We start from the raw sequence: 17,096 nt of genomic DNA, 5'->3' as shown, positions 1-17,096 counted from the left end.
CGGCAGGATGAGCCGTGCCCTTCGCCCCTGGAACCTCCGCCCGCGCGGCCGCCGACGTACGGATCCGTGCCGCGGCGGCCGGGGCTGCGGTGCTGACCGTCGGCGCCGCGCTGGCGCTCAGGGCCGTGACGACGGGGAGCCTCGCCAAGTACGGCGGGGACGCGTTGTACACGGTCCTGCTGCTCTCCCTCGTCGTGCTGGTCGCCCCGAGGGTGACGCCCTCGAAGGCCGCCGCGTGCGCGCTGGCCGCCAGTTGGGCCGTCGAGTTCCTCCAGCTCAGCCCGGTGCCGGCCGCGCTCTCCACACGCAGCACCTTCGCCCGGCTCGTGCTCGGCTCCACCTTCAACGCGCCCGACCTGTTCTGGTACGCCGTCGGCGCGGCAGCGGGATGGCTCGTCCACAGCGCCGTGCGGCGAGGCGGCCTCCACCCGACTGGTCCCTGACCCGGCGGCGCCGGCCCGGTCGCCCGCCCAGCCCTCAACCCCATGCGCGCGAGCGGTACTTGGACACGGCTGGATAACGGCGACGCCAACCCCTTGTCAGTGCAATTTCACATTACTATGTTACCGGTCACACCCTAGAGCGCGGCCCTTCACTGGAGTGACCCATGACCAAGCGCACCCAACTCGCCCTCGCCACCGCCCTGGTGGCAGCTCTCGCACTCGGCGCCTCGGGCTGCTCCGGCACCAAGAAGGGTTCGGCGGGCGCAGGGGCCTCCAACCCCGCCGCGGCGAACGACGGCAAGATCCTCGGCGGCACCCCGGTCAAGGGCGGCACCCTCACCGTCCTGTCCAATCAGGACTTCGCCCACCTGGACCCCGCCCGCAACTGGGTCATGCCGACCATGGACTTCGGCACCCGGCTGCTCTACCGCACGCTCGTCACCTTCAAGGCCGAGCCCGGCAAGGCCGGCAGCGAACTGGTCCCCGACCTCGCCACCGACCTCGGCACCCCCTCCAACGGCGGCCGCACCTGGACCTTCACCCTCAAGGAGGGCGTGAAATACGAGGACGGCTCGCCGGTGAGGGCCCAGGACGTCAAGTACAACGTCGAGCGCTCCTTCGCCCCCGACCTCACCGGCGGCCCCGACTACGCGGCGCAGTACCTGGCCGGCACCGAGGGCTACAAGGGACCGCTCCAGGGCCGGCACCTGGACTCCGTCAAGACCCCCGACGACCGCACGATCGTCTTCGAACTCAAGCGCCCGGTCGCCGAGTTCTCCGCAACCGCCACCCTGCCGACCTTCGCCCCCGTTCCGCAGTCCCAGGAGAAGGGCACCCAGTACGACGCCCGCCCGTTCTCCTCCGGCCCTTACAAGATCGAGTCGTACGACCGCGACAAGAAGCTGGTCCTGGTCCGCAACGAACACTGGGACCCCAAGACCGACACCGTCCGCAAGGCCTACCCGGACAAGTTCGTGGTGGTCATGGGCCTCAAGGGCGGCCAGATCGATGACCGCATCATCGCCGGCGAGGGCGCCGACGCCTCCACCGTGCAGTACTCCGACATGCGCCCCGAGAGCGCCCCCAAGGTACTGCCCAAGCCCGACGTCAAGGCCCGGCTGCTCGCCGAATCGCAGGGCTGCACGGAGATGCTCCACCTGAACAACTCCCGTGCCCCCTTCAACGACCCGAAGGTCCGCGAGGCCATGCAGTACGCCGTCGACAAGGAGGCCGTCGTCACCGCCGGAGGCGGCCCGGCCCTCAACGAGGTCGCCACCGCCTACCTGCCCCCCGCCCTCTCGGGCGGCAAGCAGGCCGACATCCTGAAGATCGCCCCGTCCGGCGACCCGGCCAAGGCCAAGGAACTCCTCAAGGCCGCCGGCAAGGAGAGCCTGAAGGTCTCCCTCTCCGTCTCCACCGGCGACAAGGGCAAGGCCGAGGCCATCCAGCAGGGCCTGTCCCGCGCCGGCATCGAGGTCGTCGTCGACACCGTCGACCCGGGCGCCTACTACGACGTCATCGGCGACCTGTCCACCACCCCCGACATGACGCTCACCGGCTGGTGCCCCGACTACCCCTCCGGCTCCACGTGGATCCCCTTCGTCTTCGACGGACGCACCATCAAGGACAAGGGCAACCAGGGCAACTACAGCCAGTTCCGCGACGAGGCGACCATGAAGCGGATCGACGAGATCAACGCCATGGCCGACGCCAAGGAGGCCAACCAGGCGTGGATCGACCTCGACGCGGCCCTGATGGCCAAGTCCCCGAACGTCCCGATCCTGCTGGAGCGCAAGCCCCTCCTCATCGGCACCAACATCGCGGGCGCCTTCGGCCACCCCGTGTGGACCGGCACCGTCGACTACGGGACCGTCGGCCTCAAGGACCCCTCGAAGAGCCAGGGCTGAGGAAGCCGGAGGCCTGCGACCCCATGACCACCACCGCACCGGTCCCGGACGACCGGGCACCCGTCGGCCCCGACGGCACCCCGGCCCCTGGTGCCGCACGGGCCACTGGGGGCGCACCGGCCCCTGGCCCCGCCTCGTCCCCTGAAGCCGCTGAAGCCCCTGAAGCCGCCGCAGTCCGGCCCGCGGCAGCGCCCGGCAGCAGCCCCTGGCAGCTCGCCCGGCGGGAACTCCGCCGCCGCCCTGCCGTCCGCGTCAGCCTCTGCGTCGTCCTACTCTTCGTCCTCATGGCCGTGACCGCCCCCTGGCTGGGCGCGCTCGGCGGCTGGTCGCCGCACGAGTTCGACAAGTCCGCCATCGACCCCTACCTCGGGGGCCAGCCGCTCGGCTCCCTCGGCGGGATCAGCGCCGAGCACTGGCTCGGCGTCGAACCCGTCACCGGCCGCGACCTGTTCGCCCGCGTGGTCCACGGCGCGCAGGTCTCCCTCCTGATCGCCTTCGCCGCCACCGCCATCGTGGTCCTCGCCGGCACCGCGGCCGGGATCGCCGCCGGCTACTTCGGCGGCCGCACCGACGCGGTCCTGTCCCGGCTGATGGACCTGACCATGTCCTTCCCGTCTCTGATCTTCATGATCGCGATGCTGTCCGTGGCCAAGGACGTCAACCGGATCGTCCTGATGACCACCGTCATCGGAGTGTTCGGCTGGCCCGGCGTCGCCCGCGTGGTCCGCGGCCAGGCCCTCTCCCTCAAGCACCGCGAGTACGTCGACGCCGCCCGCGTGGGCGGTTCCGGCCCCTGGCGGATCCTGACCCGCGACATCCTCCCGGGCGTCTCGGGCCCGGTCATCGCCTACACCACCCTGCTCATCCCCGGGATGATCAGCACCGAGGCCGCCCTCAGCTACCTCGGCGTCGGAGTCCGCCCGCCCACGCCCTCCTGGGGCCAGATGATCGCCGAGTCCGTCGCCTACTACGAGACCGACCCCATGTACTTCGTCATCCCCAGCGTCTTCCTCTTCCTCGCCGTGCTCGCCTTCACCCTGCTCGGCGACGCGCTGCGCGACATCCTCGACCCGAGGGGCGGCCGCACGTGATCGTCTACCTCGCCCGCCGGCTGCTGGCCCTCGCCGGAGTGCTCCTCGCCATCGCCGCCGTCACCTTCCTCATCTTCTACGTCGTGCCCTCCGACCCGGCCGCGGCCGCCTGCGGCAAGACCTGCAGCGCCGAACGCCTGGCCGACGTACGGGCCCACCTGGGCCTCGACCAGCCCCTGTGGCGGCAGTTCGCCGATTTCCTCACCGGCATCTTCACCGGCCGCACCCTCGGCACCGGCCAGTACGCCGTCGTCTGCGACTTCCCGTGCCTGGGCTACTCGTACGAGAACTCCCTGCCCGTATGGGACCTGCTGATGGACCGGCTCCCGGTCTCCGCCTCCCTCGCCCTCGGCGCCGCCGTGCTGTGGCTGGTCCTGGGTCTGGGCGCCGGGGTGACCGCCGCCCTGCGCAAGGACACCGCCACCGACAAGGCCCTGATGGTCGGGGCGGTCGCCGCCGCCTCGCTGCCCGTGTACTTCACCTCGGTGATGCTCATCTACGGGGTCATACGCGTCGCCGGCCTGCTGCCGTACCCCACCTATCAGGCCTTCACCGACAATCCGTTCGGCTGGGCCTCGAACCTGCTCCTGCCCTGGACCGCGCTCGCGCTGCTGTACGCCGCCATGTACGCACGCCAGAGCCGCGGTTCGATGATCGAGGCGATGGCCGAACCGTACATCCGCACCGCCCGCGCCAAGGGCATGCCCGAGCGGACGGTCGTCGTCAAACACGGGCTGCGCTCCGGGATGACCCCCATCGTCACCATCTTCGGCATGGACCTCGGCGGCCTGCTCGCCGGGGCCGTCATCACCGAGTCCATCTTCGGACTCCCGGGCGTCGGACGGCTGTTCTACGGCGCCCTGGTCACCTCCGACCAGCCCGTGGTCCTCGGAGTGACCCTGCTGGCCGCCTTCTTCATCGTCATGGCCAACCTCCTCGTCGACCTCCTGTACGCCGTCATCGACCCGAGAGTGAGGTACTGATGACCCCTCCGCTGCTCGAAGTGCGCGATCTGCGCGTTACGTTCACCACCGGGCGGGGCACCGTACGAGCCGTCGACTCCATCGGCTTCTCCGTCGAGGCCGGACGCACCCTCGGCATCGTCGGAGAGTCCGGCTCCGGCAAGTCGGTCACGTCGCTCGCCGTCATGGGCCTGCACCGGGGCGCCGTCGAGGTCAGCGGCTCCGTCGCCCTCGCCGGACAGGAACTGACCACCCTGTCCGAGCGGGAGCTCTCCCGGCTCCGCGGCCGCCGGATGGCCATGATCTTCCAGGACCCGCTCTCCAGCCTGCACCCCTACTACACGGTCGGCGAGCAGATCGCCGAGCACTTCCGGGTGCACTTCAAGGCCGGGCGGGCCGCCGCCCGCAAACGGGCCGTCGACATGCTCGGCGAGGTCGGCATCCCGGAACCGGCCCGCCGCGCGGGGGAGTACCCGCACCAGTTCTCCGGGGGCATGCGCCAGCGCGCGATGATCGCCATGGCTCTGGCCTGCGAGCCCGACCTGCTGATCGCCGACGAGCCGACCACTGCACTGGACGTCACCGTGCAGGCGCAGATCCTGGAACTGATCGCCCGGCTCCAGGAGGAGCGCGGACTCGGCGTCGTGATGATCACCCACGACCTGGGGGTCGTCGCCCGCGTCGCCCACGAGGTGCTGGTCATGTACGGCGGACGGGCCGCCGAACAGGCCCCCGCCGACGAACTGTTCGCCGACCCCGCCCACCCCTACACGCGGGGCCTGCTCGACTCGCTGCCCCGCCTCGACACCGCCGACGACCAGCCGCTGCCCTTCATCCCCGGCTCCCCGCCGTCCCTGCTCGCACCGGCCCCCGGCTGCGCCTTCGCCCCGCGCTGCCCCGGGGCCGCCGCGCGCTGCACCGACGTACGGCCGGAGCCGGAGGCGTACGGGGACGGACCGGCGCGGACGGTGGCCTGCCACTTCGCCGGGGCACCGGCCCGTACCGCCGAGGAGGCGGCCCGATGACCGAGACCGCCACTCCGCTGCTGTCGGTACAGGATCTGACCATGACCTTCCCCGGAAAACGATCCGTGACCGGGCGCCGGGGGGCGCCCGTGCGCGCCGTCGACGGGGTCTCCTTCGACCTGGCGCCCGGGCAGACCCTCGGCCTGGTCGGGGAGTCGGGCTGCGGAAAGTCCACCACCGGACGGATGCTGGTGCGGCTGCTGGAGCCCACCTCGGGCCGGGTCGCCTTCGAGGGCAAGGACATCAGCCGACTGTCCCAGGGCGCCATGCGCCCGTTGCGCAAGAACATCCAGATGGTCTTCCAGGACCCGCACTCCTCCCTCAACCCCCGCCAGACCGTGGCCCGGATCATCTCCGACCCGCTGCTGGTGCAGGGCTGGAGCGCGGGTGACGCCCGTCGGCGGGCCTCCGAGCTGATGGAGCTCGTCGGGCTGATCCCCGAACACATCGACCGCTACCCGCACGAGTTCTCCGGAGGTCAGGCCCAGCGCATCGGCATCGCCCGCTCGCTGTCCACCGGCCCCCGGCTGATCGTCGCCGACGAACCGGTCTCCGCACTCGACGTCTCCGTACAGGCCCAGATCGTCAACCTGATGGAGCGGCTGCGGGCGGAACTCGGCCTGGCCTACGTGTTCATCGCGCACGACCTGTCGGTGGTCAAACGGGTCAGCGACCGGGTCGCCGTCATGTACCTCGGCCGGATCGTCGAGATCGGGGACAAGAAGTCCCTCTACGAGAACCCGCAGCACCCGTACACCCGGGCGCTGTTGTCCGCCGTGCCGCTGCCCGACCCGGCGGCGGAGCGGCGGCGGGAGCGGATCGTGCTGCTCGGCGACCCGCCGAGCCCGGCCGCTCCACCCCCGGGCTGCACCTTCCACCCGCGCTGCCCCAAGGCGCAGGAGATCTGCCGCACCGACCGGCCACTCCTGCGGCCCGCCGCCTCCCGCGAGGTGGCCTGTCACTTCCCCGGTGACTGACGGGGGTCCTGGGGAAAGAGGAAGGGCCCCGGAGACAACGGCGTCTCCGGGGCCCTCCGCTCTCCCTCGGCCTGCTCGGCCCGGCAGACGGCTGAACCGGCTTTCCGTCAAGACCGCCGGCTCGACGGGACGTCCTCGTCCGTGAGGAAGGAGACGTGGCGCAGTTCGGCGGGCGCCAGGGGGCCGAGGCCGTGGAGGCCGGAGTCGGCTCGGACCTGATGCCAGAACTGCTCTTCGGTCGGTGCGGTTCCGAGGACCACCCACGGGGCGCCGTACTTCGTGCTCGCCACCCATACCCCGAGCCGGCGGGGACCCGAGCCGAAGAGGTCTTCCCCGACCGGTTCCTCCTGCAGCTCACCGACCAGGGCGGCCGTGTGGCGGTGTGGGCATGCGGGCCGCAGGTGCCACTGCTCCCACCAGGTGCGAAGCTGTTCCGTCGCAGAGTCGGCGACGTCGTCGGAGGCGTCCAGCGCCCCTTGATCGGCGTTCGGGGCAGCGGGCCGGACCACACGCACCAGCAGGTCGTGCCCGCAGGGCCGGTAGCTGAAGAGTCTGAAGATCTTGATCGGGGCGCCCACGCCACCATTGTGCCGTTCACACGGCAGCCGCTCCTCTTCCGTTCCGCCGGCGAGGGCCCCGGAGACGAGGTCGTCTCCGGGGCCCTTCCCTGCGGGCCGCGTGCGTCCGTACGGAGCCGTACGGAGCCGTCGCCGTATCGAGCCGTACTCAGGTGTACTCGGCCCGCGGCGCGGCCTGGGAAGCGGCCCCGAACTCAGGCCAGTTCGCGGCGGAAGAACTCCAGCTCCAGCGCCATCAGCTTCTCCCGGTTCCCTCCCGGGAGCATGTGGGTAATGCCCGGCAGGGCCAGCAGCTGGTGCGGGCGGCCCGCGTCGGTCAGGGCCTGTGACAGGCGCAGGGTGTGCGACGGGTGGACGTTGTCGTCGGCCAGGCCCGTGATCAGCAGCAGCGGCCGGGTCAGGTGGGGGGCGTCCGCGATGAGGGAGTCCCGCTCGTAGACCTCGGGATGGTCCTGGGGGAGTCCCAGGTACCGCTCGGTGTACGCCGTGTCGTAGTGCCGGAAGTCGGTCGGCGCGGCCCCGGCCGCCGCCGCGTGGAAGACGTCGGGTCGGCGCAGCACCGCCATGGCCGAGAGGTACCCGCCGTAGGACCAGCCGCGCACGCCGACCCGGCCGAGGTCGAGGTCGCCGTGGCGGGCGGCGAGCGCGTGGAGCGCCGCGACCTGGTCGTCGAGGGTGACGTCGGAGAAGCCGCGGTACATGGCGTGCGTGTGGGAGGGGGAGACGTACGCGGTTCCGCGGTTGTCGACGGTCACCACGGCGAAGCCCTGGTCGGCCCACCACTGGCGGGCCTGCCAGCGACGCGGTTCGGCGCTGACGTCCTGCGCGCAGGGGCCGCCGTAGCTGTCCATGAGCACGGGCAGCCGCCGGCCGGGGACGTGGTCGCGGGGCAGGACGAGGGCCGTGGGGATGCCGTGCTCGGTGACCCGCTCCAGGATCGGGACCACCCGGTAGGGCATCGGCTCCGACAGGTCGGCGGGGATCCACTCCCGCCCGTCGGCGGTGCGTACCAGGCGCCGTACGCCGTCGGCGTCGGCGGTGGTCAGCAGCAGGGTCCCGGCCGAGGCGGACGCGGTGTGCACCCCGGGGCCGTAGGCGACCGGGGTCAGTTCTCCGGTGGCCGGGTCCAGCAGCAGGACCTGCTGCTCGGAGGGGTCGCGCAGGGCGGCCTCGATCAGCAGCCGGTCCTGGTGGACCCCGGCCACGCGGCGGACCTGGAGGCCGTCGCCGGTGAGCAGCTCGCCGTCCACCGCCAGCGCGCGGGCGGCGCCGCCGGGGGTGTCGGCGGCGGTCAGCATCCGCCCGTCGGCGAGGCGGGCCGGGGTGCCGGGGACCAGCGGGTCCACCCACTGCGGGTGCGTGGTGCGGGACAGCTCCCGGGTGCGGCCGGTGGCCGGGTCGGCGGAGAGCAGCAGCACGGTCTGCTGGAGGCGGTCCTGGACGGTCAGCAGGATCTCCTCGGCCGACTCCCAGCCGGCGTCGGAGACGTAGGGGTAGGCCTCGGCGTCCCAGTCGAGCCGAATCCGGGTCCCTGCCCCGCCCTCGCCGTTGCCCACGCCTGGTCCCCCGACCCCGCCCTCGCCCGGGCCCCCGACCCTGCCCTCGCCCGGGTCCCCGACCCTGCCCTCGCCCGGGTCCCCGACCCTGCCCTCGCCCGGGTCCCCGACCCTGCCCTCGCCCGGGTCCCCGACCCTGCCCTCGCCTTCGCCGAGGACCCAGAGCTGGACGTCGGCGTTGGGTCCGCCCGCCTCGGGGTAGGCGAAGTCCTCGGCCGGGAGCTCGGGGTGCGCCGGGTCGGTGAAGTACCGCCGCTGGAGGGCGGATTCGTCGACACGGGCGGCCAGCAGGGTGACTCCGTCCGGGGACCACCAGTGGCCCCGGGCGCGGTCCAGTTCCTCGGCGGCGGCGAATTCGGCGACGCCCCAGCGGGCCCCGTCGTCGGGGCTGACCCGGCCGCCCGGCGCGACGTACAGGACGTCGTCGGTGACGTACGCGGTGCGCGAGCCGTCGGCGTTCGGCCGCGGGTCCAGCGCGGGTCCGGCGGCCGGGATCTCCTTGGGCGCTCCGCCGTCGGCCGCGACCTCGAAGAGCCGCCCGTACAGCGCGAAGACGGCACGCAGGCCGTCGCCGGAGAGGGCGTACGAGCCGATGCCGGAGGCGACGAGCCGGATCCGCTCGCGCAGCCGTCGCTCGGCCTCGGGGAGGGGGCCCGGCTCGGGGCACAGCTCGCGGGGATCGGCAAGCCGGGTCTCGGCTCCGGTGGCGGTGTCGAGCACCCAGAGGCTGTCGAAGGGGTCGGTGGGGCCGGTCGAGCGGAGGAACCAGAGGAGCCGGCCGTCGTCCCCGAAAGTGAACGCGCGCGGGGCGCCGTAGGTGAAGCGGGCCGTGTCCGCGGAGAGCCTGAGGAAGTCATCCATGATCGTAGTGTGACATGTGAAATGTCACCTACACTAGGCTGTTCGAGTGGTGGCCCCCGGGGCGCGGGCTTAGCGTCGAAAAGGTGGACCCGAACGCATCGCCGAGCAGCCACGGGACCGACGGCAAGGTCCGAGGAAGCGGAAACGGACTCGCCCTGTTCGTCATCGCCTCCTGCCAGCTGATGGTGGTGCTCGACATCACGATCGTGAACATCGCGCTGCCGCACATCCAGACCGCCCTCGACTTCTCCACCGAAAGCCTGTCCTGGGTCGTCAACGCCTATACCCTCGCCTTCGGCGGTCTGTTGCTCCTCGGCGGGCGCACCGGCGACATCCTCGGCCGCAAACGCGTCTTCATCTTCGGTGTCCTGCTCTTCGGTCTGGCCTCGCTCCTCGGCGGCTTCGCCCAGAACGAGGGCCAGTTGATGGCCGCCCGCGCCCTCCAGGGCGTCGGCGGAGCCATCGCCTCACCGACCTCCCTCGCACTGATCACCACCACTTTCCGCGAAGGCCCCGCCCGCAACCGGGCGTTCGGCGTGTTCGCCGGCGTCTCGGCCGCCGGCGGCGCGATCGGCCTCCTCGCGGGCGGCGTGCTCGTCGAATGGCTCAACTGGCGCTGGGTGCTCTTCGTCAACGTCCCCATCGCCATCGTGATCGCACTGCTCGCCTCGAAGGTCATCCGCGAGTCCGAACGCCATCCCGGGCACTTCGACTTCGCGGGCGCGCTGCTGTCCACCGTGGGCATGGTCGCGCTCGTCTACGGCTTCATCCGCGCCTCCCAGGAAGGCTGGCGCGACCCGGTGACACTCGGCTCCTTCGGCGCCGCCGTGGTCCTGCTGACGCTGTTCATCCTCAACGAACGGCACTCGCCCCAACCGATCACCCCGCTGCACATGTTCGCCGACCGCAACCGGGCCGGGACCTACGGGATCATGCTCATGCTCGCCTGCGCGATCTTCGGCATGTTCTTCTTCCTGACCCTCTTCGTGCAGATCGTGCTGGGCTTCAGCCCGATCCAGGCCGGCCTCGCCTTCCTGCCGGTCAGCGTCGTGATCGCGATCGGCGCCGGCATCACCTCGCAACTGCTGCCGAAGTACGGGCCCAAGCCGTTCATGGTCATCGGCGCGCTGTCCTCGGCCGCGGGCCTCGGCTGGCTGACGCAGACCGACATCCACTCGACGTACCTGGGCAGCATCCTGGGCCCGATGCTGCTCTTCGCCCTCGGCATGGGCCTGCAGTTCGTCTCGCTGACCCTGATGGCCCTGTCCAACGTCGCCGACCGGGAGTCGGGCGCCGCGTCCGGTCTGCTGAACACCACCCAGCAGGTCGGAGGGTCGCTCGGCCTGTCGATCCTGGTGACCGTCTACGGCACGGCGAGCCGCAACGAGGCCAAGGACCAGCTCGCCGGCTTCCTGGGCACGGCCACCCCCGAACAGAAGGCCTTCCTCGCGCGCACCGGCCAGTTCCCGAAGCCGTGGAGCGACCAGGTGCTCACCTCGGGCATCAGCGCGGCCTTCGTCGTGGCCTCCCTGTTCACCCTGGTCGGAGCGGTGATCGCCCTGTTCGCCATCCAGGTCCGCCCCTCGGACCTCGAACGCCTCCAGGGCAACCACACGCCGACGGCCGACCGCGACCGTACCTAGTTCGTGTCGTCAGGTCGTGGCGTCGGAGTCCCCGGCGGGTGTCCTGCCGATCAGGCCAGGCGGCTGACCCGGCAGCGCGCCGGGCCGTCCGTCCGCAGGGTGATCCCGGCGCCGACCGGGATCTCGGTGTCCACGGCCTCGAACTCATAGGCCCGCAGGATCATCGCCAGCGCGATCACCGACTCCAGCATCGAGAAGTGCTGCCCGATGCAGGCACGCGGGCCGCCGCCGAAGGGGAACCACGCGTAGCGCGGCCGCGCCGCCTCCGCCTCCGGGGTGAAGCGCTCGGGGTCGAAGCGGTCCGGGTCCGGCCAGTGCGCCGGGTGGCGGTGCGTCACCCACGGCGCCAGTATCACGTCGGCGCCCGCGGGGATGGCGTGCTCCCCGATCCGGGTGGCGGCGACGGCCTTGCGGCCGATGACCGGCGCGGCCGGGTAGAGCCGCATGGCCTCCTTGAGGACCTGGGTGAGGTACGGGAGCCGGTCCAGGTCGGCGGCCTCGGGCGTACGGTCGCCCAGGACGCGGGAGATCTCCTCGCGGGCCCGGCTCTGCTGCTCGGGATGGCGGGCCAGCAGGTGCAGGGCGAAGCAGAGGGAGGTGGCGGTCGTCTCGTGCCCGGCCAGCAGGAAGATCAGGATCTGGTCGCGCAGCTCGGCCGCGTCGAACTCCCCGTCGTCCGAGCTCTTGGCGGCCGCGAGCAGCGTCAGCAGGTCCTCGCCGGGGGTGTCGGCGCCGGCCCGGCGCCGCTCCGCGATGATCCTGTCGCACACCCCGTAGAGCTCGTCCATCGCGGCGGCCGCCCGCCTGTTGCCCGGCGTGGGCCAGTGGCGCGGGATGTTGGCGGGGGAGTAGCCGCGGCGCAGCACGTAGTCGGTGATGACCGGAAAACACCGGGCCACGACATCGGCGGTGGCCTCGACGTCGGTGCCGAAGAGGATCCGGGCGACGGCGCGCAGGGCGAGGTGCATCATCTCGTCGGAGACGTCGACGACGCCGTCCAGGGCCTCTCCCCAGGCGGCGATGACCGATTCGGTCTCGGCGGCCACCGCCCCGGCGTAGCCGTCCACCCGGCGCCGGGTGAACAGCGGCTGGACCAGTCGGCGCTGACGCAGGTAGTCCTCGTCCTGGCTGGTCAGCAGCCCGTTGCCGAAGGACTCCCGGATCTCCTGGTAGAAGGGGTTCTCCTTGCGGAAATTGGCCGCCTCGGACGCGAGAACCTGCTGCGCGCCCTCCGGGGAGAAGACGCAGTACAACTCGGCGCGCAATCCGGGCGGGCCGGCCGTGATCCGCACGACGTCACCGTGCTGCTGCCGGGCCCGCAGATAGGTGCCGAGGGAGTCCGACTTGAGGTCGAAGAGCGACCCGAGCAGCGGCACCCCGGCAAGACCGGGAACCTCCGTACCCGCATCGACCCCTGTGTTCGTCCCGACTGCCATGGCCGCCCCCTCGTCCCGTACCGAAGGCCTGATTCTGCCGGTCCGCCGCCACCCGTGGCGAGACCGACGCCCCAACAGGCCGAATAGCGACGCAGGATCACTGTCCTTATGGAGCCGCCCGGTCACCACAGAGTGCTTCCGCCACCCGCTGACCGCGGCTGCTTGCAAGGCGGAAGCCCCCGTTCTCCGATCGGTCGGAGGACAGGGGCTTCGTGCAGCGTAGGGTGCCGACGACGATAGGAGCGGGCTGCTCCCGGTCAGCGGCGCCAGCGGTTCGGGCTCGGGCCCTTGCAGGTGTAGAGCTTGCCGTTCGTCTTGCCGGTGCCGGTGGCTCCGGGCGTCGAGCAGTAGGCGCCCGGAGTGACTGTGCCGCCGCCTCCGCCACCCGTACTGGAACCACCCGAGGAGGAAGTGGAGCTGTCGTCGTCATTGCCGTCTTGCGTAGGCTCAGGCTTCGCGTGAAGGTCGGTCGAGGTCGTGGCCGGGCAGGCTGTGCCCGGTGCGACCAAGTGCACACTGGGGTCTGCGTACTGCGCAACGATCTTCGTGCCTGCGGCCGGACCCTGAAAGCAGACGACCCAGTCCGCGTAGCTGCCCGGAAGCTCGACGTCGTTGTAGGCGCTGAGGGCCCTCAACTCGCGTTCGATCAGGTCCTCCACCGCCTTCTCGGCCTCGGAGAACGGCTTGCCGATTACCGCAGGCATCAGCGGGTCGGTCGGCGTGGCGGCCGGCGTCGGGCTCGCGGACGGCGTGGCGGAGGCGGTCGGCGTCGGCGCAGCGCTGGAGGTCTGGGCGACCGCGGTCTTAGGCTTGGCGTCCGCCTCGGACTTCTTCGGCGGGTCGCCCATGAAAGGGGCGAAGAACCACAGGCCGGCCAGCACTGTGGCGACCACCTTCTTCCCCTTGCTCCAGCCGCTCGTCCAGGCCAGCGCGATTCCGGCGGGCGGCAGGACCACCAACGCGGAGATGATCAGCGCGGGGTGCTGCCACCAGCGTCGGCCGGCGGGCATGGGCGGATAGGGGTGAGACGGCGAGTACACGGCTCTCCAGGGTTGTGCGGAGCACGGCCGATGACGGGGAGGCAGATTTTCCCTCGGGGCTAGCGTGGCGAGAATACATAAAAAGTTGAAGATTCTACGGGGAAGTGCAGAAAGCGAGACGAAACGCCGATGCCGCCCTGCGCAGGCACCGGAGGGGACAGGAGCCGTTGCCGTCACCCGCTGCCGTCATCCCGAGGTGCGGTGGGCGGACCCCCCCACCGCACCCGAATGTTGTGGCTGTGGCTACGAGGCCTGGTGCCTCACCGCTCAGGATTCCAACTCGTCCTTCGTGTCCGGGCTCAGCCCTTCTCGCCGACGGCCGCCCGTAGCCAGTCAAGCGCGCCCTGCCGGAGCAGCTCCTCGGCGCGCCGCTTACCCGTTTCGGTCGTAAGCCTGGCCTGGCTGTTGTCAATCCACCGCTGCGCGGGCCTGGTATCCCTGGGCCTTTTACCCGATGCCCTGGAGCATGTACTCCAGCTTGCCTGGCACGCTGCGACCCGCATGTCCTGACCCGCACCATGGCGCTCATCGAGCAGGCCTGGTAAACGGCCGACCCCGAGCTGTGGACCGGCTTCCCGGGGCCGACCACTCGATACGGACGACCTCGACTGCCCCTGGTTCGTCGTCGATGAGGCGGGCCGGACATCACTGCCTACGTCCTGGCCCGGATAGCGGTGGGGCAGGAGGCAACCGACGCGCGGGTTCGTCATCGCGTGCTGGCACCACCCAGGCCCGTTCGGGCCTCCGGGAGAACGTCAAGACGCTTTCGGAGCACCTCGGTCACGGAGATCCGGGGTTCACCCTGCGGCTACCCGCACCTCATGCCCTACGGTCGGGCGCGAGCGCGGAGGGCCGTCGGCGGGGTCTTCCGTGGGGCGGAGACACCGGCGACGGCCCGTAGACGGTCCGGAAGGACAGGAGCGTCCTGACCCGGAGATGGGTTAAATGTCCCGGAAGATCTCGATCTGGGCGCCCACCGAGTTGAGGCGCTCGGCCAGTTCCTCGTAGCCGCGGTTGATGACGTAGACGTTGCGCAGGACCGAGGTGCCCTCGGCCGCCATCATCGCGAGGAGGACGACCACCGCCGGGCGCAGGGCCGGCGGGCACATCATCTCCGCGGCGCGCCAGCGGGTGGGGCCCTCGACCAGGACGCGGTGGGGGTCCAGCAGCTGGAGGCGGCCGCCGAGGCGGTTCAGGTCGGTCAGGTAGATGGCCCGGTTGTCGTACACCCAGTCGTGGATCAGGGTCTGGCCCTGGGCGACGGCGGCGATGGCCGCGAAGAAGGGGACGTTGTCGATGTTCAGCCCGGGGAAGGGCATGGGGTGGATCTTGTCGATCGGGGCTTCGAGTTTCGAGGGCCGGACCGTGAGGTCGACCAGGCGGGTGCGCCCGTTGTCGGCGCTGTACTCCGCCGAGCGGTCGTGGTCGAGGCCCATCTCCTCCAGTACCGCGAGCTCGATCTCCATGAACTCGATCGGGACCCGTCGGATGGTCAGCTCCGACTCCGTGACCACCGCGGCCGCGAGCAGGCTCATCGCCTCGACCGGGTCCTCGGAGGGGGAGTAGTCCACGTCCACGTCGATGTTCGGGATGCCGTGGACGGTGAGCGTGGTGGTGCCGACGCCCTCGACCCGGACGCCCAGCGCCTCCAGGAAGAAGCACAGGTCCTGGACCATGTAGTTGGAGGAGGCGTTGCGGATGACGGTGACGCCGTCGTGCCGGGCGGCGGCCAGCAGCGCGTTCTCGGTGACCGTGTCCCCGCGCTCGGTCAGCACGATCGGGCGGTCGGGGGAGACCGCGGTCGCGACCTTCGCGTGGTAGATGCCCTCGGTCGCGGTGATGTCCAGGCCGAAGCGACGCAGGGCGATCATGTGCGGCTCGATGGTGCGGGTGCCGAGGTCGCAGCCGCCGGCGTAGGGCAGGCGGAAGGTTTCCATACGGTGCAGCAGGGGGCCGAGGAACATGATGATGCTCCGGGTCCGGCGGGCCGCGTCCGCGTCCATGGCCTCCATGTCGAGGCGGGCCGGCGGGATGAGCTCCAGGTCCACACCGTCGTTGATCCAGCGAGTGCGGACGCCGATGGAGTTCAAAACCTCCAGGAGGCGGTAGACCTCCTCGATGCGGGCCACCCGCCGCAGCACCGTACGGCCCTTGTTGAGCAGTGAGGCGCAGAGCAGGGCGACGCACGCGTTCTTGCTCGTCTTGACGTCGATGGCGCCGGACAGACGGCGGCCGCCCACCACGCGCAGGTGCATCGGGCCGGCATAGCCCAGGGAGACGATCTCGCTGTCGAGCGCTTCACCGATTCGGGCGATCATCTCAAGGCTGATGTTCTGATTGCCGCGTTCGATCCGGTTCACTGCGCTCTGGCTGGTGCCGAGCGCGTCCGCCAGCTGACTCTGTGTCCAGCCCCGGTGCTGCCGGGCGTCACGGATGAGCTTGCCGATGCGTACGAGGTAGTCGTCTGCCATGGGTGCACCGTATCTCAGATATGAGATGCGACCTGTGTCGGGTGTGGCAGAAGGGTGGTACAGCCGGGCGTGTCGGGGCGGGTGTTATCGAGCGTCAGGTCCCATGACGGGGTACCCGTGGGCGTGATGGTCGACGATCCGGCCCAGCAGACGGGTGAGTTGCTCCCGCTCCGCAGGGGACAGCGGGGCGAGCAACTCGCCCTGGGCGGCTTCGAGGATGTGCTCCAGTTTGTGCAGCCGCCGCCGGCCGAGCGGGGTGAGGGTGATGACATTGCGCCTGCGGTCCTCGGGGTCGGGGGTCCGCTCGACCAGTGCGCGCTCGGCGAGTTCGTTGATGACGGCGACCAGGTCGCTGCGGTGGATGCCGGTGCGGGTGCTCAGGGTGGCCTGGCTCGCGGGCCCGGACTCCTCCAGGGCAACCAGGGCCGCATAGTGCCATTTGCGGGCATCTGCCCGATTGAGAGCGTCGGATACCAGTCGCTGCGCGTGAGTGGAGGCCTGCCCCAGCAGGCGGCTGGGCACCTTTCGCAGCCGCGCGGGGACGGCTCCGTCCTCTTCCGTGGTCATGGGGCGATGTTACCCATGGCGTTAGGGTCACCAACGATAGGGCTTTTCGTTCCTCTCCCGCTCTGGCGGGCGACCCGTCCCGGATCGACGGGCGGGTCCGCGGGGTCGCCTGCACGGAGGCGACCGTGCTGTCGCTCGCCCGGGCGCCCCGACACGCCCTCATCGCCCCGACCCCCCGGGCCGGCCGGCGCGTCCGCCTGCCGTCCGTCACCGGCAATGTGCTCGATTTCTCACGCGACTACTCCCGGCGACGACCCCGTCCACTCCAACGGGTGGTCGTTGCAACCGGAATTGACCCCCATGTCGGTCGTGCCGGCTGAATCCGGGCAGGCCGAGACGACCGGCGGAAGCGCGGTCCCGGCCTGATCGAGGGTGTGTCGCAGCAGACCCCCGGGTGTGCACCTCGTTCTCGCGCCCGGACATGTACTAGAGTTATCTCGACATCGAGATATCTGCCGAAGGCGTACCGCAGCCGCCCCCGCTGGTAAGGGTTACCTAACTTAGCCCTACCTTAGCGGATTGGCCAAGGGGCGTGGCGG

At 70.9% G+C, this 17,096-nt stretch carries 13 protein-coding genes; 7 read left to right on the top strand and 6 right to left on the bottom strand.

Annotation, left to right across the window (positions count from 1 at the left end; genetic code table 11):
• The first annotated feature begins 14 nt into the window (after positions 1-14).
• The 6 genes from ACWGIF_RS09140 (at position 15) to ACWGIF_RS09115 (ending at position 6,405) form a co-directional block, all read left to right on the top strand.
• Positions 15-443, top strand: a complete 429-nt coding sequence (locus ACWGIF_RS09140) for a ribosomal maturation YjgA family protein (protein WP_453493319.1) — start codon at positions 15-17, stop codon at positions 441-443.
• Positions 444-607: 164 nt separating this feature from the next.
• Entirely contained in the window at positions 608-2,350 is a 1,743-nt protein-coding gene (locus tag ACWGIF_RS09135) for an ABC transporter substrate-binding protein (RefSeq protein ID WP_453493316.1), read from the top strand.
• A gap of 23 nt (positions 2,351-2,373) precedes the next feature.
• Positions 2,374-3,441: an ABC transporter permease gene (locus ACWGIF_RS09130; RefSeq protein ID WP_453493313.1), complete on the top strand. Its 1,068-nt coding sequence runs from the start codon at positions 2,374-2,376 to the stop codon at positions 3,439-3,441.
• The gene (locus tag ACWGIF_RS09125; RefSeq protein WP_453493310.1) at positions 3,438-4,424 is read left to right on the top strand and encodes an ABC transporter permease; all 987 of its coding nucleotides are present in this window, start codon (positions 3,438-3,440) and stop codon (positions 4,422-4,424) included. Before ACWGIF_RS09130 ends, ACWGIF_RS09125 begins: the two co-directional genes overlap by 4 nt.
• Complete coding sequence (locus ACWGIF_RS09120; RefSeq protein WP_453493307.1) at positions 4,424-5,428, top strand: ABC transporter ATP-binding protein; 1,005 nt, start codon at positions 4,424-4,426, stop codon at positions 5,426-5,428. Before ACWGIF_RS09125 ends, ACWGIF_RS09120 begins: the two co-directional genes overlap by 1 nt.
• Positions 5,425-6,405, top strand: a complete 981-nt coding sequence (locus ACWGIF_RS09115; RefSeq protein WP_453493304.1) for an ABC transporter ATP-binding protein — start codon at positions 5,425-5,427, stop codon at positions 6,403-6,405. The genes ACWGIF_RS09120 and ACWGIF_RS09115 overlap by 4 nt, the downstream gene beginning before the upstream one ends.
• A gap of 107 nt (positions 6,406-6,512) precedes the next feature.
• On the opposite strand, the gene ACWGIF_RS09110 is transcribed toward ACWGIF_RS09115, so the two are convergent.
• Together ACWGIF_RS09110 and ACWGIF_RS09105 are read right to left on the bottom strand one after the other, a co-directional pair.
• Positions 6,513-6,983, bottom strand: coding sequence for a hypothetical protein (locus tag ACWGIF_RS09110; protein ID WP_453493301.1), 471 nt, complete (start codon positions 6,981-6,983; stop codon positions 6,513-6,515).
• A 194-nt stretch (positions 6,984-7,177) separates the two neighbouring features.
• A complete protein-coding gene (locus ACWGIF_RS09105; protein WP_453493298.1) occupies positions 7,178-9,400 on the bottom strand; it encodes a prolyl oligopeptidase family serine peptidase in 2,223 nt (740 codons plus the stop codon).
• A 182-nt stretch (positions 9,401-9,582) separates the two neighbouring features.
• Between ACWGIF_RS09105 and ACWGIF_RS09100 the strand changes: the two genes are divergently transcribed.
• Complete coding sequence (locus ACWGIF_RS09100; RefSeq protein WP_453493513.1) at positions 9,583-11,043, top strand: MFS transporter; 1,461 nt, start codon at positions 9,583-9,585, stop codon at positions 11,041-11,043.
• 50 nt (positions 11,044-11,093) lie between these two features.
• Here the strand turns inward: ACWGIF_RS09100 and ACWGIF_RS09095 are convergent, their stop codons facing one another.
• The 4 genes from ACWGIF_RS09095 to ACWGIF_RS09080 all read right to left on the bottom strand — a co-directional run bounded on the left by ACWGIF_RS09095 (position 11,094) and on the right by ACWGIF_RS09080 (position 16,557).
• Entirely contained in the window at positions 11,094-12,479 is a 1,386-nt protein-coding gene (locus tag ACWGIF_RS09095; protein ID WP_453493295.1) for a cytochrome P450, read from the bottom strand.
• Between the two features lie 257 nt (positions 12,480-12,736).
• A complete protein-coding gene (locus tag ACWGIF_RS09090) occupies positions 12,737-13,489 on the bottom strand; it encodes a hypothetical protein (RefSeq protein ID WP_453493292.1) in 753 nt (250 codons plus the stop codon).
• A 971-nt stretch (positions 13,490-14,460) separates the two neighbouring features.
• Complete coding sequence (locus ACWGIF_RS09085; RefSeq protein ID WP_453493289.1) at positions 14,461-15,990, bottom strand: helix-turn-helix domain-containing protein; 1,530 nt, start codon at positions 15,988-15,990, stop codon at positions 14,461-14,463.
• Between the two features lie 84 nt (positions 15,991-16,074).
• Positions 16,075-16,557, bottom strand: a complete 483-nt coding sequence (locus ACWGIF_RS09080) for a MarR family winged helix-turn-helix transcriptional regulator (RefSeq protein WP_453493286.1) — start codon at positions 16,555-16,557, stop codon at positions 16,075-16,077.
• Positions 16,558-17,096: the final 539 nt, after the last annotated feature.

This window comes from Streptomyces sp. NPDC054849 (assembly GCF_053610945.1).
The sequence above is the reverse complement of the archived record's forward strand: the minus strand, read 5'-3'. Positions and strand labels throughout refer to the sequence as shown.